The sequence below is a fragment of the Lewinellaceae bacterium genome, from assembly GCA_020636135.1.
Classification (GTDB): Bacteria; Bacteroidota; Bacteroidia; order Chitinophagales; family Saprospiraceae; genus JAGQXC01.
In genome coordinates this window covers 3,643,275-3,669,942 of sequence record JACJYK010000001.1, presented here as the reverse complement: position 1 = coordinate 3,669,942, position 26,668 = coordinate 3,643,275, and the positions used below count along the sequence as shown (strand labels likewise).

The window sequence follows — 26,668 nt, the reverse complement described above, 5'->3', positions numbered from 1 at the left end:
TATCAAGAAATCACCCTTTGGTTCATTTCCGGTCCTCCCTCATTTTTCGTTAATTGCGGCAAAGCAACGATCGCATGGAGCTAATCACCAGGGCCAGTAAAGAAGCCGACCGGATCGCAATCCTGGCTCACGGCAAAACGCACACCTACCGGAAATTATTGGATGAATCAGGTCATTTGGCCTGGTTGCTTCTCGGGGATTCTTCAGACCTGGAAGAAGAGCGGATAGCCTTCATGGTCCCGCCGGAATACGATTATGTGCGGGTGCAATGGGCCATCTGGCGGGCAGGAGGCGTTGCCGTCCCTTTGTGCCTGACGTATCCGTTGCCTTCGCTGGTATATGTGTTGCAAGATACCGAAGCCAGGACGATAGTAGTCACTAAACAGTACGCGGATCTACTGCAGGATTATGCCCGTGAAAACGCGTTGCGGTTCCTGATCCTCGAAGATTTGATGCCGGTTGCGAAGAAGCCATTACCTGACATCACTTCCGGACGCCGGGCCATGATCCTGTATACCAGCGGCACTACTAATTTGCCCAAGGGTGTCGTCAGCACACATGGAAACCTGGAGGCGCAAATTGCCATGCTGGTTGATGCCTGGGAATGGTCGGCCGATGACCGTATCCTGTGCATTTTACCACTGCATCACGTACACGGCATCGTCAATGTGATCGGATGCGCTTTGTGGAGCGGAGCCAGTGTAGTTTTTCAACCTAAATTTGACCCTCAATCTGTGTTCCGGTCCTTCCAAGCGGACGGCCTGACCTTATTTATGGCGGTCCCCACCATCTATTATAAGCTTATCGCCTACTTTGACCAATTATCTCCGGAAGAACAGGAATCGCTGACTTCCTCCATGCAGGCCTTCCGGTTGATGGTGTCCGGATCGGCGGCCCTGCCGGTTTCCGTCATGGAGCGGTGGCAAGTCCTGAGTGGACACCGTCTGTTGGAACGGTATGGGATGACCGAAATGGGGATGGCTATTTCCAATCCTTACCTAGGTGAACGTCGCCCGGGCCATATCGGCCAGGCCCTGCCTGGAGTGACCGTTCGGTTGGTGGATGAAAATAACCTGGTGGTCCCGGATGGTGATGCCGGTGAGATCCAGGTAAAAGGCGCTAATGTATTCCTCGAATATTGGAATAAACCCAATGCAACCCGGGAGACATTCACGGAAGACGGCTGGTTCAAGACCGGAGACATAGCAGTTCTTGATGATGGGTATTACCGGATCCTGGGGCGCAGCTCGGTGGACATCATCAAGTCCGGCGGGTATAAGATCTCGGCACTGGAGATCGAGGAAGTCCTGCGTACGCATCCGCAGATCAGGGATTGTGCTGTGGTGGGGATCCCTGACGACGAATGGGGCGAGCTGGTGGTGGCTGCTCTCATACCGGCTGGTCCGGAAGTATTGGACACCGATTTACTGGATCCGTGGATTCGGGAGCGTTTACCGGCATACCGCATACCCCGCAGATACCTGGTGGTGGAAGACCTGCCCCGTAATGCCATGGGTAAGGTGACCAAGAAAGAAGTGAAGAAGTTGTTTTAAAGGAGCTGGTTTATTGGGTCACGCAAAGGCGCAAAGGCGCAAAGGCGCAAATGTGTCATGCATAGTATTGTAAGTGCAAAAAAATTTTAATGGAATTGATTGGAATTAAAACTCAACGAATGACTGAAAATGAGTTATCAAAAATAATAGTCAACGCTTGTTACCAAATTCATACCCAGCTGGGACCCGGTTTATTTGAGTCAGTATATGAAGAAATCCTGGCATATGAATTAATTAAAGAGGGATTGCATATTACAAGACAACAAGGAATTCCAGTCATTTGGCAGGAAATTAAAATGGATCTGGGCTTTCGAGCAGACTTGATTGTGGAGAACAAAGTATTAATTGAAATTAAATCCGTTGAAGCCATTGCGCCAGTCCATCAAAAACAAGTTCTTACCTATTTAAAACTTACTGGAATTAAACTAGGTCTTTTGATAAATTTTAATGATGCCCTAATAAAAGACGGAATTTCAAGAATTGTAAATAAATTATAGGTTGGTCATAACCAATTAACCAACTCTAATCGGATATACATAGCTGTAAAGCAATAACTTAGCGGCTTTGCGACTTCGCGTGAAATACAAAAAGGACTAATTTGATCAAGTAAAGCTTTAATTGAAATAAACAAATACAACATGCTGATTTATGGTGTAGCGGTGCTGGCGGGATGTTACCTGCTGGGGCAATTGACCGGAGAAATATTGGGCAGGTTGCTGCAAATCGATGCCAATGTTGGTGGGGTAGGCTTTGCCATGCTTTTCCTGATCCTGATCTCTCACTGGATGCAGGAACGGAAATTATTTACTACCGACATGGAACAGGGAGCCCTTTTCTGGAGTAAAATGTACATTCCCGTGATCGTGGCCATGTCGGCTATTCAAAATGTGCAGGGAGCTCTTACCGGTGGATTGGTGGCCATTCTGGCCGGGATCATTCCTACGGCGGCGGCATTCCTGATGATTCCTCTGCTGGCCAAATTATTTCACGCCCATCCTGAAACCCCGACATCATGAGCTGGATTCAGGATTTATTGGTGAAGAACGGATTGGTGGTTGCTTTTTTGGCTACAGGGGTCCTGATGCTGTTAACCCATTGGCTGGGCAAGCGCTTTACCGGCGGACGGATCCCGGGTTCTGCCATAGCCATCTTCTGTGGCCTCGTGCTGGCCTACCTGGGCGGGCGCATCACCGGAGGAAAGAAGGGGATTGCTGACATTCCCGGGCTTTCAGGTTTCAGCCTGATGGGAGGCGCTATGTTTCGCGACTTTACCATCGTGGCTACTGCAATGGGCGCCAGCCTGGTCAAGATCAGGCAGGCCGGTATGGCTGGAGCCATAGCGTTGTTGCTGGGCATTTTGGTAGCCTTCATCTTTGGCGCCGGTGTTGCGATCGCCATGGGCTACCGGGATGCAGTCAGTATAACCACGATTGGCGGCGGCGCCTGCACCTTCATCATCGGACCGGTCACCGGTGGAGCGCTGGGTGCTTCCTCCGAGGTTATCACCATCAGCATCGCAGCAGGGTTGGTCAAGTCTATCCTGGTAACCATCGCCACGCCCATGGTGGCGCAATACATTGGTTTAAATAATTCGAAGACGGCTATGATCTATGGCGGACTGATCGGTACCACCAGCGGCGTTGCTGCCGGGTTGGCGGCTACGGACCCGAAGCTGGTTCCCTACGGCGCTTTGACAGCAACGTTTTATACCGGGCTTGGTTGCCTGCTTTGTCCGTCGATTTTGTATCTGCTGGTCGGATGGATCGTTTGATTCGTATTTGGTTTAAGTACCAGGCTCAAGTGCCTGCTCTATAGCTTCACTCAATCTTTATTAGTTTACGGAGGCGCCAGGACGCTTCGTTTTCATGAAGATCCTGTATTTCCCTGGTATCTTTTTGGTTCAACATTCAACACTCAGCATTTTCCTTCGCGTCTACTCCCCAGTTCTCTGTGTAACAAGATTCCCATCCTATTTGCTAACTTGCTTCCATGCAGGAAAGCGATCCCTTTTACATCGGCTGGCAGGACATCAAACCCGGCCGGTTTATGAAAAATACCGTATGGGTTTTCAGCCTGATCGGAGCTATTGTGGCCATGGGCTGGGTGATGGGTCAGCAACCTTTTGCCAACGGAGTCTTTTATTATGGCCAACTGCGGACTTTCGAGGGAGTGCTGGTGATGAAGCCAGCCCCCATGCTAAAGGTGCCCAATGGAACCGGCTGGAACTCCATCTTGCTGGTCGGTGCCGGAAAACATGGGGCGGAGTCAACCATCGAAGAGCTGTGGGACATCCTAGAACAACCGCTGAATGGCCGCTGGGTAGCCCTGGAAGGTACGCTCATAGAGGATGATGGCAAGCAGGTGCTCGAATTGACCAATGGTGTCGCTTCATTCCAGGGATGGCTGGGGCATGATACCACCTATGTGGCCGAATTTCGAAACCTGGGCTGGCAGAAACTGGCTGGCGAGATTCTGGATCCCAAGTGTGCCTTTGGGGTGATGAAGCCAGGATGCGGGAAAACCCACCGTTCCTGTGCCAGTCTCTGTATTGCAGGGGGTATCCCGCCGGTGCTGCGGATGCAGGATGCCCGCGGAAATATCAACTATGTCTTGATCGTAGACCAGAATGGGGAGTCCCTGCACGACCGCATAACGCCATATCTGGCAGATCAATTGTACATCTGTGGTGAGCTCAAACAGGTGGACGACTGGCTGGTCCTTTTTACCGGCCTTGGGGATGATGTACAGCGTGTCGCACCCTGGTGGGGTGATCAGATCGTGATGTGTCATTGAAAGGACGAGGTAGAGGGGATAAAGGTCAGGGGACAAAGGTAAAAGAGGGATAAAGGTAAAAGAGGGGACAAAGGTAAAAGAGGTATCAGGATGCATAACTCCCCAAAACCCCACGGCTTTAGCCTGGGGATGAAAACATGGAGCCAGCAGCACGAGGGTAAAAGAGGTACCAGAGGTGAATTCCCAATGCCCAGTGGCTTTAGCCCATGGAAGATTACAGGACTTTCCAAACCTGTATGAGTACATGATCGGGGTTTTTGATCCCGGTGCAGATAAACAGCGTGTTATTCATCCACTCGTAGTGTCCGGAAGGTGCTTCAAATTGGGGAGCAGCCCGGAAATAATAGTCTTCCGGTGAGACTACTTCACCTCTGCCTATACGTTCAGCAACCTCGATGCTGGCTACACGGAGGCCCGTATTTTTAATGTAGATGATCGTCCCATCATCCGTCTGAAACTGATAATGAGCCTCCAGTTCGGCAACACCATCGGGGCGTACGATCTGCCAGTCAGCGCCTCCCGGCAGAATTTTACCTTGGATGGTAGGACCCTCAACCAAACCCCCTGTGATCGGTATAATCCTGCGCAAACCATGCGGGGTGTGGCCAACAACATAAGGGGGTTGCAATTCAACCTTCAGGGTACAAAAATATTCCAGTCCGGGGGGCTGAGGTATGGTCATAATCGTTGGTGTTATTGCATCTGATTTAAGCTTTCCCGGTCAAAACCGGCAATCTTCCGGTATTGGTCCATGATTTTTTTCAATTCCTGATGCGGGATCTCATGGGCTTCAAAACCATGCGGAAACCGGTCTTCCATCAGATCCATGATCTGGTCCGGACCTTTTGCCCGGTTCTGCAGGACGATTTTACCTGTTGCAGGTACCCGTTCTGTGTCATACGCAAGCAATGCCTGGGTTACATCATCATGGGTCAGCAGGCATTGACTCAGCCAATCGGCATCCAGGATGGCCTGGGAAGCACCATTCGAACCGATTGGGTACATGGGATGCGCAGCATCGCCCAGCAAGGTTACTCGCCCGAATGACCACCGGCTGAGCGGATCGCGGTCAGACATGGGAAATTCGTAGATCGCACCGGCCCCGCGGATCATTTCAGGCACATCGAGCCAATCAAACTGCCAACTCCCATAGAGATCCAGCAGCCTGCCCTTGTCGGATTCCCGGTTCCAGTCGCGAACGGTCAGTGCTGACTTTCCTTCTTTTACATTGGCTACCCAATTGATCAGCTGCCGGCCATCGGTGTCATTGACCGGCAATATGGGGTAGGCCACCATTTTCAAGCGGTTGCTGCCAACCATGATCATCGACTGTCCGTTGAGAAATGGCTTCATCATGGTGGTCCCGCGGTACAATACATTTTCTGAATAAACCGGTATGCCTTTACCGGGGTACAATAGAGAACGCACGACTGAATTGATACCATCGGCTCCGATGAGAAGGTCGCCTGTTTCGGTATGCACCGTTTCGCCGGTTTCTTTGTCAATGAAATGGGCTGTGATTCCGGATGGATCCTGACTGAAATCGTCCAGATGATGGTTGCTGAGGATGGCTCCTGGCCCGATCCGGCGGATAACCTCATCAAAAAGGATCATCTGCAAGGTGCCCCGGTGGATGGAAAATTGGGGCCACTTATAGCCGGCAAAACGGCCTCGCGGTTCACTCCAGAATTGCTGTCCCAGCCGGTTGAAATAGACCAGATCGGAGGTTTCGACCGCATTGGATTGCAGTTTTTCCTGAAGCCCAAGATTGGTCAACACCCGGACACAGTGAGGGAGTGTATTGATGCCAACGCCCAGGGGTTCAATCGTTTTTACCGATTCAAAAACCTGGACTTCGAATCCGGCCTGATGCAGCCTCAGTGCAGCCGTCAATCCGCCGATTCCTCCCCCGGCAATCAGGATTTTCTTCTTATTGACCATTATCCTTTGGTATGCTGAAATATACAAAGGCTAGGGCGTAGTTAGAAATGCGGAGCTTCGGATCTGCTCCTGACAGCTATCTGGTACCGGATACAATTTCCCAAAATCCTGAATTGTCAAATCGCCATTCTTAAATCAATTCCCTTATCTTTTCTCCATGATTACGGATATGGAATGCACACGATGGACCAGGAAGGCCATTTATTTACTCCTATTATTTTTTGCCGGTCTACACTGTGGTACACCGGGAAATGACGTGTCTGAATATCCAAACCGGCCCATAACCTATATCGTACCCTGGTCTCCCGGTGGTATGACCGATATCAGTTCACGGGCATTGGCCGCTGTCTTGCAGAAACACCTGGGAGTCGCCGTCAACGTGGTTAACCGAACCGGAGGAGGTGGCGTGGTGGGACATCTGGCCTTGAGCCAGGCAGCACCTGATGGATACACCATCGGGGCTATGACCGTCGAGATCACCATGATGCACTACCTCGGAATGACCGACCTGACCGCCAGCAATTTTACGCCGCTGTCCCTGGTTATTGACAATGCAGCTGCGCTGACGGTGAAAGCCGATTCTCCCTATCAAACCTTTGCGGAACTTCTGAATGCGCTGCGGGAACATCCCGGCGTATTACAGGCTTCCGGAACAGCCCGCGGTGGCATCTGGGACCTGGCGCGAATTGGTTTCTTGCAGGAAGCCGGGCTGGATGAAACGGCCATGCCCTGGGTTCCCAGCCAGGGAGCGGCACCGGCATTACAGGAACTCATCGCCGGAGGAATCCAGGTTGTGGTAGCATCCCTGTCCGAAGTTGACGCCTTGCGCAAAGCAGGGGAGGTACGGCCTCTTGTGGTCATGTCTGAAGCACGGCTGCCTGCATTTCCGGACATTCCTACCCTTAAAGAAAGCGGCATCAACTGGGTATCCAGCGGTTGGGTGACAGTTAGTGCTCCCGCCGGCTTGCCACCAGACATCAAAGAAAAACTGGATACAGCCATCAAGGCATCTCTGACTGATGTAGAATTTGCCCAGGCTCTGGCGTCGGCGGGATCGAACGTCCACTTGCTACAGGGAGATGCTCTGACTCAATTTATCACGACGGCCGACCTGCAACACGGACAGACCATGGCTAAAGCCGGATTAAGGGCAAACCAATGAACGGAATTAAGATCCAACGGATATGGGGTGGGTTTTTGACCTTGTGGGGTGCAGTCATTCTCCTGGTAGCCCGCCAGTTTCCCCGCCTTGCAGATCATCATCCCGGTCCGGCCTTGTTCCCGGCGGTGGTAGGGGCAGGATTTGTGATCACCGGTCTGTTATTGGTGGTTCTCAGACAGCACAATGAGGCACTGCAGGCACCTGTTCGCATTTATTGGTACCGGGGGGTAATCCTCCTGGGATTATGTTTGGCATTACCATGGATACTACCCCTGACCGGGTTTATGATCCCGCTGTCCATTGTCGTTGCGATGGTTGCCCTGCTGGCAGGATTGAACTGGTGGAAGTCCCTGCTTGCCGGTGGCATTACCGGGGCGATAATTTATTATCTGTTTACCATTTTACTACGGGTGCCTCTATGAATGCGTTACTGAGCTGGGAAGGAATATTGGCCTTGCTATTGGGAGGTTTGTATGGTGCGCTCTTCGGAGCGATTCCCGGATTGACGGCAACCCTGGCCGTAGCTTTATTTATCCCGGTGGCTTTTTTTCTGGATCCCGCGGTCGCTTTACCGGCAATTATCGCCATATCCACCGTGGCCATCTTTGCCGGTGATGTGAGCTCGACCGTAGCCAGGATCCCCGGAACCCCTGCCAGTGCCGCTTATTTCGAATCGTTGTTTCGCTTGTCACGGCGGGAAGGGCCGCTGTATAGTTTGGGTATCAGTGCGATCGGCTCGGCAGTAGGTGGAATGATTGGTTCCCTGCTGCTGATACTTACAGCCTCTGTGATCATTAAAATTGCACGGCAATTCAGTTCTTTCGAGTATTTCTGGATTGCGGTGTTGGGGTTGACAGCCGGTTTATTTGCATCTGGCGGATCTACGCTTAAAGCATTGGCTTCCTTACTGATCGGATTGTTTTTTGCTCTGGTGGGGGTGGATCCTACTTTGGGATATGCACGGTTTAATTTTGGGAATGCCCAATTGCTGGGAGGCCTGAATTACATCGTCGTCATGATCGGATTGTTTGGGTTTTCGGAGGTGCTTACGCAGTTATGGGAGCCGGATAAAGAACAGGAAGAGGTTAAAATGGCGCGGCAGACGGCCAGGGCATTCTTCAGCCGGCCATGGGGCCTGATATTGCGGGAGAGGGGATTGGTCATTCGTTCTTCGTTGCTGGGAGTATTGGTAGGATTCCTGCCGGGTGCCGGGGCGGACATCGGTTCGTGGGTGTCCTGTAGCCTGGAGCGGATCCGTCAAATGCGCAGCGGTAAAGAAGAGCGCGATGACACCATTCTGCTGGCGGGCACCTCATCCAATAATGCCGCGGTAGCCAGTGCCTGGATTCCGGCGTTATCCCTGGGATTACCCGGGGACACGATTACGGCCATTGTCCTGGGGATCTTTATGATGAAAGGTATCAGCCCTGGACCGCTGTTGTTTGATCAGCAACCGCATCTGATCCAAGGGCTTTATGGCACCTTTATCGTCTGTAATCTGGTTTTGTTACCGCTTTACGGATATCTGGCAGCTCTTCTGGCCAGGAGATTACTGCATGTCTCCAAACCATTATTGCTCTCGGTGATCACCGGTCTGTGCATCGTAGGTGCTTACGCCATCAACCACGAGATCCGGGATATCTGGGTGATGGCGGGAATGGGCTTATTGGCCTATGCGCTTAAACGCGGAGGATTTCCTCTTGCCCAGATCGTATTGGGTATGGTCTTGGGACCATTGCTGGAACAGAATTTCATGGTCAGCGCGATCAAATCCAGATGGGATATTACCAGCTTTTTTGAGCGGCCGCTGGCGCTGGGGTTGATGGTAGCGACATTGGTGATCATCGGAGTTGGAGTGCGGTTTACGAGACGATGAGTTTAGTTAATTATTTTTAGTCGAAAAACCAACAGGTATGTAAATATTTAACAAAATGCATCTTGACAAATCTGTTTATAGACTCTAATTATTATAAAATAATTTTACCGGCTTTAATGCAAATCCTCCTGCTTTAAATGTGTCCGCTGTTCTAATTGACTTTGTAGGTTTCTATGACATTATTACCATTTTGGTAATAACCTCCGCTTTGTTATCGACTAGTGATTTTATTATACATATTAAATCAATTATTATGAACTTCAAATGTAAATGGAGTGCGAACCTGGTTATACTAATATGCATTACGTTAACTAATTTTTTGATTGCACAAAAAATTACCGAACCCTATGATTTTCCCGTCAAACCTGGGACCCCCGAATGGAAGGAATTGAAGTCCGGAGATGAAATGGCAGAAGTGTGTCAAGTTCCGCAAGGAATTCTTGATTCCATGACTGTTGAAGCGTTGGTTTTAACCTGTATTAATTACCCATTGCTAGGAAGTATCATGGCTTCCAATAATGTACATGAAGGATTGGATTTGCTTATTCCACATTCAAATTGTCTCCAAAAATTGGTAACACAAAAGGATGCTGATGAAATTTTAGTTGAAGAATATAGTAAGATTAAATTAAGGGAAAAGAGTATTGATGTGCCTGACTATAAGGATTTTAATCTTGAAGTATTGCTAACGCATCCCAATATTTTGGACAACATGAATGATGTTCTTCTTCATAAATTAAAAGGATTTGTCTACAGGAATTTGATCGGAAAAATAAATAGGTCCGATCTATATGGGAGGATTTCGGTAGAGAATAATGCTTACATTCTTATGAAATTATTGAATAGACAAGGACATGGACCTGAGCTTGTAAGCTTGTCAAAAGCGCAAGACATAGAAATATTTGAGCAAAATGGCCAATTTTGCAGTGAAGAATTACTTCAGGCAATAATAAACCTCGGAAAATAAAAGTCCTTGGTTTCTTAGGCTCGAAGTTGCTGGGACTAGTGCAATATTGTTTGTTTATTACAAAATTATTATACTATTTGCATTCGTGCCACTTTTGAACTGAAGTTAAAATGCTGCTCGTTCCCTGAATTCATAAATAATAAAATAATACAACGATGAAAAGGATTATTATTTATATATATCTGCTTTGTAATGCTTTTTCTTTATTCGGTCAATATTCGACTGTGACCATCAATACGCCAAATGCTACGGGTATTGAAGCTTTACAACTTACGGGTTCTGATTTTTCGGCTAGTGAAAAAAGTTACTGGGCTCAATATATTCAGACATATTATCCAAATGCAGTAATATTGTCTGATGCCACAAAATCTTATAATTGCCATGGCTATGCCTGGAATAAAAGTGAAGGAGGAGGTACCTATTGGATAAATGCCACAAAATCAGGTGGAGCTGCCAATTTAGCCAACTATTGGACGGACGGAAGCTATATGGAAGTATGTAGTGTGAATGAAGGACCAAAGATTTATTACTATTCCGGCGACCATTCAGCTGTGAAGTCCTCCGTATCAGGTAAATACGAATCAAAATGGGGTAATTTGCCTTTTGTAAGGCATGATCCAACCTATGTCCCATCTTCCTACAATGGGAGTTATCGACGTTATTATAAGAAAATGAACTGGAATATCACTGCAGGAGGTACTTGTGGATCTACCATTGCATATTCAGTTTCGTCGCTGTCGGGAGCTAGTTATAGCTGGTCCTCCAGCAGTGCATTATCGGGTAGCTCAACTACCAATAATTGTTATTTTACAAAATTAAACAATGGATCCGGATGGGTTCAAGTGAATGTTAGCTATTCAGGTTGTTCCGGTAAATCAAGTCGACTGTATACCACTGTAACTGGGATAATTGGTGGAGATGTCTACCAGTCTGGACAACCAAATAAGGTAATGCAATCTACGATGAGTATCGCACCAAACATTCAAGCAACGATTGATCTATCCTATTTGCCAAGCACTTCATCCATTTCTGTGACGAAATTATATGGTACCGGAACCTGGAGCTATAACTCCAGTTTAAAGCGGTTATTGTTAACGATGCCAACCAGTTCTAACATCAGCTTTCAAATGAATGGCTCAGGTAATACTTGTGGCAGCATATCGCGTAATGTAACGTTTTATACAACGGGATCAATGGTTGCCAATGATGTGGTTGATATTTATCCTAATCCGGCACAATATGAGGTGCGGGTCAATTTACCTGTCAGTATGGGAGCGTCCTTATGTACTAATTGTGATGCGGAACTGTCGGTTTATGATGGCTCATTCCGGACGATCAAAACGATGAAGTCAAGGGTAGTCAATGGGGCTATTAAATTAGATGTTGCCGATCTCACACCCGGGTTTTATTTTGTATCTGTACGAAATGGGACGGAAGTGTATACCGGAAAATTTGTAAAGCAATAGGGAGTCAGGCACTCAGTTCTGTTGGCACAATCAGGAGAATTTCTTGGTTGTGCCAATTGTATTAGATATCTATTTATCAATTTAGAAAAATGGATAATTTGAAAAGGATTTGGATGTTGGCAATACTCAGTTTATACGGATGTCAAAAACTATTTCCACCTCCAAAAGAATGTGAGATAAACTTACATCCCAAGGACGCCTACGATTATCCCATCGTACCTGGAACCCCAGAATGGATAGCTCTGTCATCGGGTGATGAAATGTTTGCAGTAACTCAGGTGCCTGTAAAAGAGGCTAAGAAAATGTCTACGGATGGATTGATTCAGACCTGGATGACCTATCCATTGAATGGCGACATTGGAGCAACGAATGATTGGCCGCGCACAATGGAGTATTTCAAAAAACGATTTAATCCTTTGCACGAATTAATCACTCGCCGGGATGCCGGTTGTAAATTATTGGAGAGATACAAACTATTTGACATTCGTGAGTTTAATGGACCAGGTGACCTATTAGCCATCGTGGCATTGTCATGTGACTTTAATGTGCTTGACAAGATGCGAGATGATCAGCGATATTCATTAATTCGAGAAGGATTAACTAAACATTATGTTATGTTTGAGTATCCAAAATTGTATTCATTAGCAACAATGGAATTTAATCTTTGGGTATGTGCCCGGGTGATGAAATACTTGAAATACCAACCATTTTTAGATGATATTGGAAAGTCAGAAGACTTGTGGTTGTTTGTAGAGACAGGTCATATGCAAGTATATCTCACCTATGATAGCTTTGAAGTGCAGTCGGTCATTAGGCGTGCTTCAGAATTAATTAATTACTAAAGTTTATGAAAAACCCATTCTTTCTCATGTTGATACTCATACTACCTTCTTGTGATAAATCCATCATTGGACCCCAGTCATGTGAAATAAATCAATCTCCAAAAGACGCCTACAATTTTCCAATTGTGCCAGGTACAGCGGCATGGGACGCGTTGGATACCTTGACCGAACAATTGGATGCCACGCAAGTTCCCGAGCGTACAGCACGACGTATGTCTACCGATGGATTGGTCGAAACCTGGATGCGCTATCCGCTTAAAACATTGGTTCTCCAGGCTTATAGTTTTCCGGCAAGCATAGATTATTTTCTCATCCATTTTAATGGCTTATCAGAACTGGTTAGCCGTGAGGATTCAGGATGCAAGCTGTTGGAACGTTATAAAGTATTTGATTTGGACGAATTACCCAGCTTACAAGATCATATACCTTTGGTCGCTTTATTGAGTAATTATGCAGTGATGATACATTTGCGAGAAGATCAATTAAAAGAGATGATAAAAGAAGGTTATGCTAAATATGAGACCCAATTGAATCATCTAGACTATTACTCACATTCCACCATCACGCTTGATTTATGGGTTTGTGCTAGAGCGATGAAATACCTTAAGTACCAGCCTTTTTTAGACGATGTTTATGAATCGGATGATTTGTGGAGGTTTGTCGAAACAGGATACCTTCCGAGTTATCTTTCATCAAACAGCTTTGAGTTACAATCGGTGATAAATCATGCTCAGGAGTTTTATTAAGGAATCTCCAAAGTCTAATTAATGTTGTTTCGTATAGAATTAAGGAGCAACATTTTAAATGTCAATGAAGGCTCCTTTAGTGAATAACGTGCCCTCTGTTTCATAGTGTTTGTTTATCACGCCGAGCCAAAAGGGTGCAATGATGTTGTAGGTTATGAAGGACCTTCAATGCTCAACAAGGTTTTTATCCCTCAATGTTGAATTTTAAAACAATACCCCTTAATGGGCTTTGTGCCCTCTTTTTCTTAGTGTTTATTTACTACACCGAACCAAAAGGTACAATGTTTTGTAGGTTATGACGGAACCTTCAATGCTCTGCAAGGTTTTTATCCCTCAATGTTGAAATTTAAAACAATACCCCTTAGTGCGCTTCGTGCGCTCTTTTTCTTAGTGTTTATTCATTCATGGCAAGTCGCAAAGTATTTAATCGTCGTAAATGATTCTCTTAGTGTCCTTTGTGACCTTCATACCTTAGTGTTATATAAACTCATCCAGCATATCCACCAATCCGGCTGTACACCATCTCTGGATGCCATACTTTCTTCGCAGAGCCTAATGCCATGAGTTGAGCGGTGCGGAATAGGGTATGGTGACGATGCGAAAGGTAGTGACAAAGCCAGGTATTCGCTTCCGGAATGACTACATAGGATTTTCCGGTAGTCTGGCGATAGGCCAGCAGAGCCAAACCATCTTCCGGATTGCTGGCAATGATCAATCCGTCCCCCAGGTGGGGTAAATAAAATCCGGTGAGATGCCCGCCGGCAGTGAACGTACAGGTGCCATCTTGCAAGGCTACCTTCAGCATTGGTTTCCGGTCTTCTCCGGAGGCTTGTTGATCCAGACGGTACACTTGTGAATAATCACGCGGAGTTAATCGTCGTGACCGGACCGTATCCGGGGCAGTAAGACCGGTATCGGAATTAAAGAATAAATAGTGGCCCAGCGAATGAAAGCCTAAACGTTGGTATACCGGCGCACCTTGTTCGGTGGCGAGAAGCCAAATGGAGGTCAAATGTGATCTCCGCGCATAATCAATGCCATGGCTGGTCAGGAGGGAGCCCAAGCCTTGACGTTGGTAATCCGGATGAACGATGATATTTCCCAGCCAGGCTGTGTTGCCAAATAGGATGACTTCTCCGACACCGACCGGCAGCCCGTCTTCGCGCTTGATGACGAACGCATAAAAATAGTCGAAACCCACATGGCGACTGAAGACTAAGCGGATGTCATGCCAGTCTTTCGGCTGTAATGCCTGGAGCAACGGTATGTCCTGTCTGGTTAAGGAGGTGACTGGCCAAACAGGTGAAGACATGTGTTATTGCTTGAGGAACTTCCTGGCGATATGCACCTGCAGGCCTGCATTCGTTTTTCCCTCCAGCACGCAGGTGTACATCCCGGCGGGCAATGATGCCATGGGGATCTGCAGGCTTTGCGGGCCAGCCACCAGTTGCTGGGCCAGCGGCGTGATGACCGGTTGTCCGGCCAGGTTGTAGACGACGACATGACCATTCACGCTCTCATCCAGGTCCAGGGTAAGATTCAGATCCTGCTGAACCGGATTCGGATATATTTTTAATGCGGCATCATTCAGCCATTCCGGTTGGGTACTGGATGTCTGATAGATCAGGTCGGTCTGGTAGACGCCATTGCCGTGGGTGGCCACGCGCAATTTCCGGTTGGAAGGTGAAATGCTCAGGTCCATGGCCATGGCTATTTCCGGCATGCCCTGATTGTAGGGCACCCAGTTCTGGCCCTGGTCCAGCGAATAATAAACGCCGATGTCGGTGCCAATGTAAAGATGTTCGGGCTGTTCCGGGTCGATCAATATGGTGTTTACCGGAATATCCGGCAAGTTTCCATCGATGGAGGTCCAGTTTTGTCCGTCATCGGATGTTTTGAAGATATGTTTGGTATTGTATCCTGCGAAAACCACATAGGCAATGCGCGAATCAACCGGATGGATGGCCACATCCATGGCTATCCGGTCGGGCAATTCATCCATGATCTGCCAGGACGTGCCATTGGATGTCCGCAATACCTTGGCTGGTTCGCCGTCGATAGGCGCGGTACAGACGTACAATAGTGAGGGGTCTGATGGGCCGATGGCAATTTTAATGACCAGGTTTTTGCCGTCAATATTTTTTGTCAGGGTCTGCCAGTTTTCACCCCCATTCTCACTCACGTACAGGCCCTGCCGTGCGGCATAGATGATGTTCGGATCCGAAGGCGCTAATTCAAAAGGACCATTGAATGCTGTTTCTTCTCCAAGCCCGGTGGGCGGAAGAACCGTATTAAAGGTCATACCCCGGTCTTTGGAACGGTAGAGATACAGGTAATAGATTGATCCATAAACGATGTTGTCGTTGTATGGATGAATGGCGGTACTCATGCCGTCACCTCCCAGGATCTTGACCCATTCGAAGGTGCCGTCGTAGATGGCGCTTCCATTATCCTGCAGTCCGCCTATCGCAAAATAGGGGTCGGTGGAAGAGCTGCTGAAATTGGCATAAAATTGTGCAGTCTGGTAACCGCCATTGAGTCCGGCGAATGTAGTTCCTCCATCTTCAGTGACAAAAATACCTCCATCGGTGGCAAAATAGACCCGATTTGGGTCCGAGGGATCAATGACAGCTTTATGGATGTCCGCGTGGACGTATACCGGTACTGAGCCTTCTTCCTCGAGGATGCCAACCTTGCCACTGCGATAGGCTTCCCAGCTGGAAAGGTGGGATACATTGGTCCCTTTATTGGCAGATTTATAGACATCGATGCCGGTGATATAACAGACGGCAGCGTCACGCGGATCGACGACCAGGTCACAGGAATACCAGCCCTGCCATTGCGGGATGTCCCGGTCGGAAACCTTCTTCCAGGTATCACCGGTATTTTCGGACAGGAATAGCCCCAGGCCCTGCTCGGCATTGGAAATGTAAGCATAGATGAGGGTAGGGTCGGAAGGAGCCAGTGCCAGCGCGGCACGACCCGTATAGTCTTTAGGTAGGCCGGTGGTTAGATGGGTGAAGTTTAAACCGCCATCCACGGAGCGGTAGATGCCGCTGACGTTGGCATTTAGATAGGATCCGTGGGATACCAGTATGATATTGGTATCGGCGGGATTGATGATCAGGTCAACGGCCATGGAGATCTGCCGGATCCGGTTCCAATTCTTACCTGCATCATGGCTTACATAGACGCCTTCAGTGGTGGTTGCCCATACGGAGCGGGGATTCTGAGGGTTAAATACAATATCCTGGACGCCACGCATTTCTTTCTGGCTCCAGTCCAGGCTCTTCTGCCAACTCTTACCACCATCGGTTGATTTTAGAATTCCAATGCCATAGGTTCCCCGGGTAAAGCGGTCGTAGATGCTGGGCATGGTCAGCTCCATATTATACACCTCTCCGGTGCCGATGTAGATCTCATTGGAATTTTGCGGGTTGATGGCTATGGATGAAACGGCAACGACCGGAAAGCCCAGCGGTACCTGCTGCCAACCAAATTCAAATTGACCATTGTTTTTTAAGGAGGACTTTCCGGCCGTGGTGGACTTCCACAAGCCTCCGCCTGCAGATCCCGCATATAAGATATCCGGATTGTTCGGGTCGACGGCAATCGTCAGAGTGCGCCCGCCAATGTTCTTGGGGCCCATAGGCTCCCATCCGGCAATATGCACCTCCTGTGGTCCGCGGACTTCAAGCTGATGTTTCCGCGTTTCAAAGGCATCCATGTAGGTGCGTGCATAAAATTTGGAATAAGGATAGCTGCGTGATTGTGCCCACCAGTCCAGAGACCGGGCCGCCCCGGATTGACGCGGAAGATGAGGCTTATCCTCCCGGTAACAACCAACCAATACCACTAAAACCATTACAAATGTTACCAACAAACGCTGCATCATCTTTGGATTACAATTTCAATTTTGTAAAGGGTGAAAACAATCTATTGACAGGGATGGCTTCTGAACGCGCGACAAAAATAGAAATCTTTTTAATGATGTTCCTTTAATATCAGGTAATTCACCGGAATATGACAAAACAAATGCCAAAAAAGTTTAATATGGAATTGGGGTATGGGGTGTACGGGGTATGAGGTGTTAGGTGATGGTACGGGGTGTGTGGTGATGGGGTGTGAGGTGATGGGGACAGCTCGTTGCTCTGGAGTTTAGCATAAACCCATTGGCATATTAACCAATAAGCTTCATTAATTCCTATCTTAACCTGTTTATCCTAAATAAAACCGATGTCACTTCCCATTCATCAATTGATCATCAAGGAGTTGGGACAGATCCGTTCCCAGCCCGATATGCCGGTTACTGAACGTATCCGCATCACCTACCAGGTTTTTACCTATACCTTTTTTCATACCACCCAGCAGGAACGCCTATTTTTTTCCACCCTTTTCGCGCGGATGGCTTATGTGCTGACGAAGCAGCAGGTGGATAAACGTGAACAATACCTGCTGCATCGTTTCCGTCATTATGCCCAGGATGTCATTCGCGGTGATGCCGTAGACCGGGAGCTGGAGGACATTTATGCCATGGGGCTTTATGCGCTGGGTGTAGTACTTTCGGGAGTCCTTAAGATTACCCTGCCTGCGCAACACCGTATAGAAGCTAACCCCGGATGGTGGGAAGATGAGGCCGCTTACGAGACGGTAGCATTTTATGGAACCATTCGCACGCTGGTGACCGGGCGTGGATCACAGCCGAACACGTTGACCGGTTATACGGAAGATCAGCCTGACGTCAAACGGCTCATTCGTTACCAGGATGCGGGCCGCAACGAATTGTTTTCCGGCCCGATTGACTCCATTGAAGAATTTCAACTTTGGCCGGTAACAATGAATCTGCTGGACGTGGAAGTAGACCGGGAAGGGATCCTGCATCCTGCCCAGTTTATTTTTGAACCGGACTATCTGATGGATATCACGGCCATCTCCGAGACCTTTCAGCCGGAAGGAGCCGATGCGATGACCTACGTGCTCAGGAAGTTTACGCCCATGGAGAGTACGCCAGCCCTGATGATGGGAAATATCGCCAACTTTTTTCTGGATGAACTGATCTCATTTCAGGAAAATTCATTTATGGAATTGTTCAGACGTGTTTTCCGGATTAATCCACTGGGCTTTGCCGCTATGGACAATGATACTTTGCGTGAGTTGATGAACGATGCCAAGAAACACTTTTGTCATCTTAAATCCGTGGTCAATGATGTTTTACCATCCCTGGGAATTCCTCTCAGGGAGGTCCTCCTGGAGCCTACCTTTTTTTCCGTACGCTATGGTATCCAGGGGCGTCTGGACTTGTTTTACCGCGACGGGCAGAAAACAGAAATCATTGAATTAAAAAGCGGGTCACCATACCGGGCCAACGCCTACGGACTGAGTTCCAATCACTATGCACAGACACTGTTGTACGACTTACTGGTCAAGTCGGTTTATTCCATCAAACAAGCCAGTAATTACATTTTGTATTCCAGATTAGATGAGAAACCTTTAAAGTATGCACCGGTTGTAAAGTCGATGCAGCTGGAGGCGATGAATGTGCGTAACGAACTGGTGGTGTTGGAAAAGCGCTGGATGCATCTGGATCCTGCCGGAAAAGATCACAGTTTCGGAGGGTATATCAGCCGGGACTTAAATACCATGTTTGGATTTGCACGCGCCAATCTGGCTTCATTGCAGGAACTCTATGCGAATCTCGATCCCATTGAAAAACGTTATGTTCTAAATTTCATCCGATTCATTGCTACGGAACACCATCTGGCGAAAACCGGGTTGCAGGGAAACCAGGAGGTGAATGGTATGGCTTCCCTGTGGCTGAACGCCGTAGAAGAGAAGGAAGACCAGTATGCGCTGCTGGGCAAACTGGTCTATAACCGGGCGCACCACCAGACCGACGATACCCCAATCCTTGTTTTCAAGCGGTCGGAAGGGACTAATCCTCTGGCTAACTTTCGGCAGGGCGATATCTGCGTTTTATATCCCGAAAGTGAAATGGAACCAAGTGTGCTGCACCATCAGATCTTTAAATCAACTATCGTTCGCCTGACTAAGGATGAGGTGCATGTAAGGCTGCGCAACCAGATGACCGAATTTGGACTTTTCGCTTCCTTTCCTTTCTGGAATATGGAGCGGGACCTTATCGACAGCAGTTACAATACGCAATACCAGGGCTTGTCCATCTGGGGAGCTTCACCGGTGGATCTCCGCAAGTTGTGGCTGGGGCGTCGCCCTCCGGCAACTCCGGTCCCTTTCGGCAATGCGCCTGCTCCCGGACTGACCGTGGAGCAGCAAAGCCTGGTGCAACAGGCACTGGATGCCCGGGAATATTTTCTGGTGTGGGGACCGCCAGGGACCGGTAAAACCAGCACGCTCCTGCGAGCTGTCTGCGAAGCTTACATGCAGCAGGAAAACAGCCGGATGTTGTTACTGGCGTACACAAACCGGGCGGTGGATGAGATGTGCGCTGCACTGGACACGCTGGCAAAAGATGCAGAGAACCAGTATTTCAGGATCGGTTCACGTTATTCGACCCATCCTGCTTACCAGGACTGGTTATTGGATCACAAGATTGAAAAGATCAGCAACCGTCAGCAACTCCTGACTTGGCTGCATAGCCAGCGTATCATCGTGGGTACAGTGGCTTCTTTGCAAAGCAAACGCGAATTATTTGACCTGGTGGAATTTCAGGTAGCCATCGTGGATGAGGCTAGCCAGATATTGGATCCTTATCTGTTGGGGATGGTCACGAGGGTGCCAAAATGGATCCTGATCGGCGACCATCAGCAGCTTCCGGCTGTGGTCGTACAGCCGGGGAAAGACAGCCGGGTTATGGACCAGGACCTGGAGGAATTGGAAGTCCGCAATCTCCGGGATTCTCTCTTTGAGCGGCTTTATCGCAAAGCGACCCGGTCCGGGTGGTCTTGGGCCTACGCTCAACTACGCCAGCAGGGTCGTATGCACCGGGATATCATGGCCTTCCCCAGTGCCTATTTTTATCAGAACACGCTGGAACTGCTGGAAATAAATCCGGAACTGACCAGCAGACTGACCGGTCCGATACCCTGGAAGGCGCCTGCGCTGGCAGATCCGTTAACCGAAGCGCTTACGAACCACCGGATGATCTATTTGCCTGCACCCGTCGATCAGGAAGATCACCAAAAGACCAACCGTTACGAAGCCGAAGCCATCCGCTTGTGTGTCCAGGCTTACACAAGACTGTTTAAACACAATTTTATTCAGTGGGATGATGAAGATGTTCTGGGTGTAATCACGCCTTACCGGGCTCAAATTGCTGTCATTCGACAGGAATTGGATCGGGCCGGATTGCAAAAGCTTCCTATCACCATAGATACTGTGGAGCGGTATCAGGGAGGGGCACGGAATATAATTCTTATATCATTGTGTACCAATCAATTAAGGCAGCTGGAGTCTTTGGTTTCTATGTCCGAGGAGGGAGTCGACCGTAAATTGAATGTAGCCCTGACCCGGGCCAGAGAGCAGATAATTCTGGTCGGAAACCGTGAAATTCTTCAGGAAAATGAAGTCTATTCGGCTTTACTGGCACATTGTTTTACTTTGCAACTGGACTTGGGTGATGTCGATCACGGACAGTCCGCTAAAGGTTGATCTATCTTTGTTGTGAATAAAATAAAAATCATTGCAAGAATCTATGAAACAGGAACAATTATCAAATGCAACCGTAATCGATGTGAGAGAACCATTTGAGTTCTTCTTTGGCCATGTCAAAGGATCGATCAATATTCCATTGGGAAGTTTGACCGGCAGACTGGACGAGCTGAAACAAATGCAAAAACCTTTGGTCTTCATCTGTGCTTCCGGTAACCGTAGTGGACAAGCTGTAGCTTTCCTTCAAAATCAGGGCTGGAAAGAAATCTACAACGGTGGCGGCTGGAGAGAGTATCAGCAACGTATTGCTGCCTAAATCCGTCAGATCAAGTATTTCGTATAGTTCCCGGTACCCGGTCGGTGCCGGGATTTTTTTGGGGGGTTAAAACCGGAATTTAATTGCTGGTCAATTTTGGGAGTTATCGCCAAATTGAAGAAATTGAGTTAATTAACTCGCATCATGGCTTCGAAACCCTCATTGATCCGCGCTATCCTCCTCGCCGGTCTGATTGCCGGAACACTGGATATCACTGCTGCCACCATTCAGTTTTTTATTGTAACGGGCAAAGGACCGGTCCTGATTCTGCGTTACATTGCCGGCGCTTTGTTTGGATCGGAGGTAGCTGCCAGCAACCCATTGATGCCCTTCATCGGATTGCTGATGCATTATTGTATCGCGATGTCCTTCACCGCATTTTATTTCTGGATTTATCCCCGCATTGCCCCCCGCGCTCAAAACTGGTTGATAGCGGGTATCATTTATGGCCTTTTGGTATGGGTCGTGATGAATGTGGTGATGGTACCGTTAACCCGTATCGGTCACCGTCCCTTTCACTTAAACAACGTGTTGATCGGAGCAGGGATACTCGTGTTGTGCATAGGTATCCCCATCGCCTATTTCGCTCAACGCTATTATTCCCGTAAGGTTACCTAGCCATTACCCGGTGATCAGCAACCAGATCTGAGTGGTAAAGAAACAGACGATCAAACCCAGCACGATGGGTAAAAAGGTGGATACCAGTGTCCATTTCCAGCTATGCGTTTCCTTGAATATGGTGTAAATGGTGGTCGAACAGGGGTTGTGCAACAAGCTGAACAACATCAGATTAATTCCGGTCAGCAAGGTCCACCCGCCAGCCCGTAATATTTCTTCTGTACCCTGAATGGAAGAGGTGTCAAAGAGGACGCCGGCGCCGGACCCCACCCCGGACAAGCCGGTTTGCAATACCGTGAGCATCAGGACGGTAGGAATGACGATTTCATTCGCCGGTATGGCGATGATGTAGGCCAGCAGGATGACTCCGTTTAATCCGAATATGACAGCAAAGGGGTTGGACCAGTCTATGAAATGTTCGGCAATGCTGATCCCGTGTATGTGTACATTGGCGACCAGCCAGATTAGTATTCCTGCCGGTAGTGCAAAAACGATGGCACGCCAAAGGACAAATATGGTCCGGTCGATCAGCGAAGTGTACAAGGTCTGCCAGATGCGTGGAGGACGGTAGGGAGGTAATTCCAGGCTGAAGGCCGATGCCTCACCCCGCAGGATCGACTTACTCAATCCCCAGGAGACAGCCAGACTAAACCCAATTCCCAACACGGCGATTCCAACTACGGCGCCGGCAGAGACGATCCCTGCGAGGTAGGAGGGGACTGCCCCCCCGATAAAGATGGTGGCGATCAGGATCTGGGTAGGCCAGCGGCCGTTACACAATGAAAAGTTATTGGTAATGATGGCGATAAGCCGCTCTCTCGGGCTGTCGATGACCCGGGTGGCGATCACGCCGGCTGCGTTACAGCCAAAGCCCATGGATAAAGTCAGTGCCTGTTTGCCATGGGCGCCAGCCTTACGGAATAAACTGTCCATATTAAATGCGACCCGCGGCAGATAACCAAAATCCTCCAGCAGGGTGAATAGTGGGAAAAAGATGGCCATGGGAGGCAACATGACTGAAACTACCCAGGCAACAGCGAGGTATGCACCATCGATCAGTATACCGGAAAGCCAGGAGGGTGTGCCGATATTGGCTGCGAACTCTTTCAGTACAGGATATAATTTACCTATGAATAGGTCGGCCAGCAATCCCGATGGATAGTTAGCGCCGGAAACGGTCAGCCAGAAGACCAGAGCAAGGAGTAAAAACATGATGGGAAATCCCAGCCAGCGACTGGTCACGATCCGATCGATCTTCAGGTCGAAATGTTTGGCCGGATCGCCTTCCTGACGGACAGTACGCTGTGCAATCCGGGAGGCATCCTCGTAGATGGATTCGATCACGGTGTCGTGAAAATTCACACCCAGATCCCAGCGCAGGTTGTTGGCCAGGGACAGGATGTCGTTCTCTTTATTGGTCAGATTGCCAGTATCCATAGATCAGGATGCTAATGATGGAAAAGTAGATGGACTTAAGGTGCCCAGTTCACCGGTGCGGATGGCCTCAATGATGCTTTCATCGCCTTCCAGCAGGCGGAGCGCGACCCAGTTGAGATTGGGGATGCCTGGAAATTGTTCGGAAAGCTTCTTTACCAGAGTGTCAATAGCGTGATTCAGTTTCGGTGACTTGCTTTTGGCACGGTGGGGTTTGCATACATATTTGCCGGCAGCCACTTCTTCGATGGCCTGGATCAGTTCGGGCATGCCTTCTTTCTGGCGTGCGGAAGCCGGAATGACGGGGATACCCAATTCTTTGGAAAGATTGCGCTGGTCTATCTCGATGTGGTTTCGTTTAGCCTCGTCCATCAGGTTCAGACATAATACAGCCCGGTCCGTGATTTCCAGGATCTGTAAGGTCAGATTGAGGTTTCGTTCGAGACGGGTTGCATCCGCAACGATCACGGTAACATCGGGACGCCCGAACAGAATAAAATTACGGGCGACATCCTCATCCGTGCTCGTAGACAACAACGAGTAGGTTCCGGGAAGATCCACCACTTTATAGCGTTTCTCTGCAAAAGAATACCCTCCTTCCGCCCGTGATACGGTTTTGCCTGGCCAATTGCCAGTGTGTTGCCGCAGCCCGGTCAGATTATTGAAGACAGTGCTTTTTCCAGTATTGGGGTTTCCGGCGAGGGCAATCACATAATCCACCCGATCCATGGCTATGCCCATGCGGATCAGATGCTCTTTATGGTGAACCGGACAATTTTCACATCCCTGGGTATTGTTCATGATACCTTATTCTTAATGCGTTTGATAAAGATCAGGTCGGCTTGCTGCCTGCGGATCCCGACTGTGGTGCCCAGGATCCGATATCCTACCGGGTCGCCGCTGGCACTGTGGAGTTCAGCACGGATGGTGGTACCCGGGACAAAGCCCAGATCCATCAATCTCCTGCGTTGCTGACCCCTCATATTGGGTGATAGTCCGGCGATTTCGGCCGTTTCTCCAATTTCAAGAGAGGACAACAAGTCGTGTTTTTCCCGGATTTTCTCTTTGTTCTGTAATACTTCAACCGTAATGCTGGCGGCAAACAGGGTGGTGAGGATGCATTCTTCACCATCAGCTGCAAAAGTGATCTTACCATCGGTCTTATCCATTACATATACCTGCATGCCCGGATACAGTCCCAGTGCCACCAGCTGTTCATAGATGGTGTGCGGTTCGTCTTCAAGGTGGACGATCTGGGCGACCATGCCTTCTTCCAGGCTGCTGAGGGGGCGTCCGCGGTGGACGGGCATTTCTCCTTCCATGGTAGGTATCGGATCCCCATGCGGGTCAAATACCGGATTCCCCATACGGGCAGCCAGCTGATTGGCGTCGGAGGCAGAAAGCTGGTGTTCCTGTAAATCGGCCTCGCCGTGCCAATCCATCTGGTCGATGCCGGTTTCATCAGCGAGGTACCGCTCCCAGATACGGTGTACCCGGATGATGCGCAGGGCATAGGACCGGCCTGCGTCGGTGAGTTGTAAATTCGATTCGTCTTCCATGGTGATCAGTCCCATGGAGCGCAGACGGTTGAGCAGTCTGGCCGTTTTATCTGCAGAAATATGCAGGTTGCCAGCTATGCTGTTCAGATTGCAGGCCGTTTTTTTATACTCACAGTCAAACAGGTACTTGAGGGCATCTTCCAGCCACACCCGCTGGCGGTTCAATTTGGACCGGCGACTGATTGCGACCAAACCATGTCTGGGCCAGAATATACCAGCCAGAACGACCATGGCCAATAAACCGGTCAGAAGGGATAAGGCTGGGCGTGCAATTAATATGATGCAGACGTTTGCAACCATTCGGATGGCATGTTATTGAAATAATGTTTGCCGGTAATCCTTCGTGGAAAGAAATCCAAGGGATGCCAGCGATTATTAGACAAATCTAAAAATAAATTTAGATAAGTCAAAATAGTTCACAAAAAGGCCTGATTATCATAAGTGGATCAAAAAGATTTACCCAAAACACGCGCTTTGGCCGTTTGGGAATCGATGACAGGAATAATTTCGAAATCAGCATAATCCTCCCATCGTTTGGTCCAGGCTGATAACTGCTCCAGGGAGGGGGCCTCCATGACCTGATAGCACGTAGATACCGATTCATCAATCCAGCTATTGAGGTAGTTGATGCCGGGTGGCAGAATCCGCCCCTCACGGTCCAGCCGTTCGTACAATGCTTTTACCCGTTGAGGATGGAAGTGTTCGATAATCATAAATGTCATGGGATCATCTTTGTTATTGGAAACACCACGTGCTTCCAGCGAAGAATATCCGGCACTGCAAGTCCGTGCCATGGAAAAATCCTATTGAAAATAAGAATTTAAATGAAAGTTAATCAGCGCTCTGAATGGCCTAACCAGTCCAGGGCATCGAGAATAAGCCGGTCCTGCCATTTGCTGCTAAAACTGGATGACAGGGTCGCATTGGTGTGGCCTTCGTAATCGATGTCGTTGTGCCCCATATTCAAATAGATCATCCGGTAGTTCCGGTTGGTCCACACCACCGGATAGTCGCCTTCATGCCAGATCTCATGGGGTTTCGGCCCGGTACCCAGTGGAAAGCTGCCCGGATCTATGGAAGCCAGCACCTCAATCTGGTCATTTTCTCTCAGGTTAGTCTGCCACCGGTACCATTCATTGGGTGCTGAAGTGAATGTTTCAGGCAAATGTCTGGTTGCAGGATGCCGGCGATTTTCGACTTTGAGGATTGCGGGGGTGGGGCGCCAGGTATTGCTTTGGTATTGACCGCAGCCCAGGAAAGTCTCATGGTACCAGTCCCAGTTCTGAGGATAGTCTGAGGGTGTGAGGGCAAAAGCGGCGAAATGAAATCCCATCCAGGCCCCTCCCTGTTCCATGTATTGCTCAAATGCCTGCCTTTGTTCCGGTTGCTCAGGGCGCGTATCCAGAAAAAGAATAACCGCATATTGCTTTAAGGTATCGGGATTCAGGCGACTCCAGTCATCGGTACTATGGTAAGCGAAGTGATGCTTGGATCCTTGTATAGCAAACCAGGTGTTGGCTTCCCGGACAAAACTGATATGCGCCTGGTCGTTTCGTGCCGTATAGAAAGCCAGGATCCGGAAATCAGCGTGCCGTCCTATGGCGTTCGAGGTTGTAAACAACCATACAAATACAAGAATTGAGACCTGTTTCATGACCTTAAAGATAGCAGTTACCCAGGCAAACCGAACTGCAATGTAAAGCTAAATGAGCCTTCATGTTAGCCATTGGTTCTGATGTGGCTTTATTATCTTTCAGGTTCAATGAATC

Annotated in this window: 24 protein-coding genes; 15 read left to right on the top strand and 9 right to left on the bottom strand. The window is 48.8% G+C overall.

The window, feature by feature from the left end:
• The first annotated feature begins 74 nt into the window (after positions 1-74).
• The 5 genes from H6570_14135 (at position 75) to H6570_14115 (ending at position 4,346) form a co-directional block, all read left to right on the top strand.
• Positions 75-1,553 (top strand): AMP-binding protein, encoded by a 1,479-nt coding sequence (locus H6570_14135; GenBank protein MCB9320418.1) that lies wholly within the window; start codon positions 75-77, stop codon positions 1,551-1,553.
• A 119-nt stretch (positions 1,554-1,672) separates the two neighbouring features.
• On the top strand, positions 1,673-2,050 hold the full coding sequence (locus tag H6570_14130; GenBank protein ID MCB9320417.1) for a GxxExxY protein: 378 nt from the start codon (positions 1,673-1,675) through the stop codon (positions 2,048-2,050).
• Positions 2,051-2,191: 141 nt separating this feature from the next.
• The gene (gene madL, locus H6570_14125) at positions 2,192-2,569 is read left to right on the top strand and encodes a malonate transporter subunit MadL (GenBank protein MCB9320416.1); all 378 of its coding nucleotides are present in this window, start codon (positions 2,192-2,194) and stop codon (positions 2,567-2,569) included.
• On the top strand, positions 2,566-3,324 hold the full coding sequence (madM, locus tag H6570_14120; GenBank protein MCB9320415.1) for a malonate transporter subunit MadM: 759 nt from the start codon (positions 2,566-2,568) through the stop codon (positions 3,322-3,324). The genes madL and madM overlap by 4 nt, the downstream gene beginning before the upstream one ends.
• A gap of 218 nt (positions 3,325-3,542) precedes the next feature.
• On the top strand, positions 3,543-4,346 hold the full coding sequence (locus H6570_14115; GenBank protein ID MCB9320414.1) for a hypothetical protein: 804 nt from the start codon (positions 3,543-3,545) through the stop codon (positions 4,344-4,346).
• Positions 4,347-4,560: 214 nt separating this feature from the next.
• On the opposite strand, the gene H6570_14110 is transcribed toward H6570_14115, so the two are convergent.
• Positions 4,561-5,028: a DUF3237 domain-containing protein gene (locus H6570_14110; GenBank protein ID MCB9320413.1), complete on the bottom strand. Its 468-nt coding sequence runs from the start codon at positions 5,026-5,028 to the stop codon at positions 4,561-4,563.
• An 11-nt stretch (positions 5,029-5,039) separates the two neighbouring features.
• Positions 5,040-6,287, bottom strand: a complete 1,248-nt coding sequence (locus tag H6570_14105) for a flavin-dependent oxidoreductase (GenBank protein MCB9320412.1) — start codon at positions 6,285-6,287, stop codon at positions 5,040-5,042.
• A gap of 157 nt (positions 6,288-6,444) precedes the next feature.
• Between H6570_14105 and H6570_14100 the strand changes: the two genes are divergently transcribed.
• The 7 genes from H6570_14100 (at position 6,445) to H6570_14070 (ending at position 13,346) form a co-directional block, all read left to right on the top strand.
• Entirely contained in the window at positions 6,445-7,449 is a 1,005-nt protein-coding gene (locus H6570_14100) for a tripartite tricarboxylate transporter substrate binding protein (protein MCB9320411.1), read from the top strand.
• Entirely contained in the window at positions 7,446-7,871 is a 426-nt protein-coding gene (locus H6570_14095; GenBank protein ID MCB9320410.1) for a tripartite tricarboxylate transporter TctB family protein, read from the top strand. Before H6570_14100 ends, H6570_14095 begins: the two co-directional genes overlap by 4 nt.
• Entirely contained in the window at positions 7,868-9,325 is a 1,458-nt protein-coding gene (locus tag H6570_14090) for a tripartite tricarboxylate transporter permease (protein MCB9320409.1), read from the top strand. Before H6570_14095 ends, H6570_14090 begins: the two co-directional genes overlap by 4 nt.
• 319 nt (positions 9,326-9,644) lie before the next feature.
• On the top strand, positions 9,645-10,292 hold the full coding sequence (locus H6570_14085) for a hypothetical protein (protein ID MCB9320408.1): 648 nt from the start codon (positions 9,645-9,647) through the stop codon (positions 10,290-10,292).
• Between the two features lie 155 nt (positions 10,293-10,447).
• A complete protein-coding gene (locus H6570_14080) occupies positions 10,448-11,758 on the top strand; it encodes a T9SS type A sorting domain-containing protein (GenBank protein MCB9320407.1) in 1,311 nt (436 codons plus the stop codon).
• A gap of 89 nt (positions 11,759-11,847) precedes the next feature.
• The gene (locus H6570_14075) at positions 11,848-12,600 is read left to right on the top strand and encodes a hypothetical protein (GenBank protein ID MCB9320406.1); all 753 of its coding nucleotides are present in this window, start codon (positions 11,848-11,850) and stop codon (positions 12,598-12,600) included.
• Positions 12,601-12,605: 5 nt separating this feature from the next.
• The gene (locus tag H6570_14070) at positions 12,606-13,346 is read left to right on the top strand and encodes a hypothetical protein (protein MCB9320405.1); all 741 of its coding nucleotides are present in this window, start codon (positions 12,606-12,608) and stop codon (positions 13,344-13,346) included.
• Positions 13,347-13,833: 487 nt separating this feature from the next.
• Here H6570_14070 and H6570_14065 read toward each other — a convergent pair whose 3' ends face one another.
• Positions 13,834-14,658, bottom strand: coding sequence for a GNAT family N-acetyltransferase (locus tag H6570_14065; GenBank protein ID MCB9320404.1), 825 nt, complete (start codon positions 14,656-14,658; stop codon positions 13,834-13,836).
• 3 nt (positions 14,659-14,661) lie between these two features.
• On the bottom strand, positions 14,662-17,241 hold the full coding sequence (locus H6570_14060) for a T9SS type A sorting domain-containing protein (protein ID MCB9320403.1): 2,580 nt from the start codon (positions 17,239-17,241) through the stop codon (positions 14,662-14,664).
• Between the two features lie 341 nt (positions 17,242-17,582).
• Between H6570_14060 and H6570_14055 the strand changes: the two genes are divergently transcribed.
• From H6570_14055 to H6570_14045, 3 genes are all read left to right on the top strand, one after another.
• Positions 17,583-20,972 (top strand): AAA family ATPase, encoded by a 3,390-nt coding sequence (locus H6570_14055; protein ID MCB9320402.1) that lies wholly within the window; start codon positions 17,583-17,585, stop codon positions 20,970-20,972.
• 43 nt (positions 20,973-21,015) lie between these two features.
• Complete coding sequence (locus H6570_14050) at positions 21,016-21,288, top strand: rhodanese-like domain-containing protein (GenBank protein MCB9320401.1); 273 nt, start codon at positions 21,016-21,018, stop codon at positions 21,286-21,288.
• Between the two features lie 144 nt (positions 21,289-21,432).
• Positions 21,433-21,906, top strand: a complete 474-nt coding sequence (locus tag H6570_14045; GenBank protein ID MCB9320400.1) for a hypothetical protein — start codon at positions 21,433-21,435, stop codon at positions 21,904-21,906.
• A 3-nt stretch (positions 21,907-21,909) separates the two neighbouring features.
• On the opposite strand, the gene H6570_14040 is transcribed toward H6570_14045, so the two are convergent.
• The 5 genes from H6570_14040 to H6570_14020 form a co-directional block, all read right to left on the bottom strand.
• Positions 21,910-23,343, bottom strand: coding sequence for a ferrous iron transporter B (locus H6570_14040; GenBank protein ID MCB9320399.1), 1,434 nt, complete (start codon positions 23,341-23,343; stop codon positions 21,910-21,912).
• Between the two features lie 3 nt (positions 23,344-23,346).
• Positions 23,347-24,141, bottom strand: a complete 795-nt coding sequence (locus H6570_14035; GenBank protein MCB9320398.1) for a 50S ribosome-binding GTPase — start codon at positions 24,139-24,141, stop codon at positions 23,347-23,349.
• Positions 24,138-25,199, bottom strand: coding sequence for a metal-dependent transcriptional regulator (locus H6570_14030; GenBank protein ID MCB9320397.1), 1,062 nt, complete (start codon positions 25,197-25,199; stop codon positions 24,138-24,140). The genes H6570_14035 and H6570_14030 overlap by 4 nt, the downstream gene beginning before the upstream one ends.
• Before the next feature lie 146 nt (positions 25,200-25,345).
• Positions 25,346-25,693: a DUF3303 family protein gene (locus H6570_14025; protein ID MCB9320396.1), complete on the bottom strand. Its 348-nt coding sequence runs from the start codon at positions 25,691-25,693 to the stop codon at positions 25,346-25,348.
• 41 nt (positions 25,694-25,734) lie between these two features.
• A complete protein-coding gene (locus H6570_14020; GenBank protein MCB9320395.1) occupies positions 25,735-26,553 on the bottom strand; it encodes a ThuA domain-containing protein in 819 nt (272 codons plus the stop codon).
• Positions 26,554-26,668 lie beyond the last annotated feature (115 nt).

Bases quoted from the DNA above. Each gene is read 5' to 3' on its own strand.
- H6570_14135 (MCB9320418.1), top strand. From the start codon at position 75: ATGGAGCTAATCACCAGGGCCAGTAAAGAAGCCGACCGGATCGCAATC.
- H6570_14130 (MCB9320417.1), top strand. From the start codon at position 1,673: ATGACTGAAAATGAGTTATCAAAAATAATAGTCAACGCTTGTTACCAA.
- madL (MCB9320416.1), top strand. From the start codon at position 2,192: ATGCTGATTTATGGTGTAGCGGTGCTGGCGGGATGTTACCTGCTGGGG.
- madM (MCB9320415.1), top strand. From the start codon at position 2,566: ATGAGCTGGATTCAGGATTTATTGGTGAAGAACGGATTGGTGGTTGCT.
- H6570_14115 (MCB9320414.1), top strand. From the start codon at position 3,543: ATGCAGGAAAGCGATCCCTTTTACATCGGCTGGCAGGACATCAAACCC.
- H6570_14110 (MCB9320413.1), bottom strand. From the start codon at position 5,028: ATGACCATACCTCAGCCCCCCGGACTGGAATATTTTTGTACCCTGAAG.
- H6570_14105 (MCB9320412.1), bottom strand. From the start codon at position 6,287: ATGGTCAATAAGAAGAAAATCCTGATTGCCGGGGGAGGAATCGGCGGA.
- H6570_14100 (MCB9320411.1), top strand. From the start codon at position 6,445: ATGATTACGGATATGGAATGCACACGATGGACCAGGAAGGCCATTTAT.
- H6570_14095 (MCB9320410.1), top strand. From the start codon at position 7,446: ATGAACGGAATTAAGATCCAACGGATATGGGGTGGGTTTTTGACCTTG.
- H6570_14090 (MCB9320409.1), top strand. From the start codon at position 7,868: ATGAATGCGTTACTGAGCTGGGAAGGAATATTGGCCTTGCTATTGGGA.
- H6570_14080 (MCB9320407.1), top strand. From the start codon at position 10,448: ATGAAAAGGATTATTATTTATATATATCTGCTTTGTAATGCTTTTTCT.
- H6570_14075 (MCB9320406.1), top strand. From the start codon at position 11,848: ATGGATAATTTGAAAAGGATTTGGATGTTGGCAATACTCAGTTTATAC.
- H6570_14070 (MCB9320405.1), top strand. From the start codon at position 12,606: ATGAAAAACCCATTCTTTCTCATGTTGATACTCATACTACCTTCTTGT.
- H6570_14065 (MCB9320404.1), bottom strand. From the start codon at position 14,658: ATGTCTTCACCTGTTTGGCCAGTCACCTCCTTAACCAGACAGGACATA.
- H6570_14060 (MCB9320403.1), bottom strand. From the start codon at position 17,241: ATGATGCAGCGTTTGTTGGTAACATTTGTAATGGTTTTAGTGGTATTG.
- H6570_14055 (MCB9320402.1), top strand. From the start codon at position 17,583: ATGTCACTTCCCATTCATCAATTGATCATCAAGGAGTTGGGACAGATC.
- H6570_14050 (MCB9320401.1), top strand. From the start codon at position 21,016: ATGAAACAGGAACAATTATCAAATGCAACCGTAATCGATGTGAGAGAA.
- H6570_14045 (MCB9320400.1), top strand. From the start codon at position 21,433: ATGGCTTCGAAACCCTCATTGATCCGCGCTATCCTCCTCGCCGGTCTG.
- H6570_14040 (MCB9320399.1), bottom strand. From the start codon at position 23,343: ATGGATACTGGCAATCTGACCAATAAAGAGAACGACATCCTGTCCCTG.
- H6570_14035 (MCB9320398.1), bottom strand. From the start codon at position 24,141: ATGAACAATACCCAGGGATGTGAAAATTGTCCGGTTCACCATAAAGAG.
- H6570_14030 (MCB9320397.1), bottom strand. From the start codon at position 25,199: ATGGTTGCAAACGTCTGCATCATATTAATTGCACGCCCAGCCTTATCC.
- H6570_14025 (MCB9320396.1), bottom strand. From the start codon at position 25,693: ATGGCACGGACTTGCAGTGCCGGATATTCTTCGCTGGAAGCACGTGGT.
- H6570_14020 (MCB9320395.1), bottom strand. From the start codon at position 26,553: ATGAAACAGGTCTCAATTCTTGTATTTGTATGGTTGTTTACAACCTCG.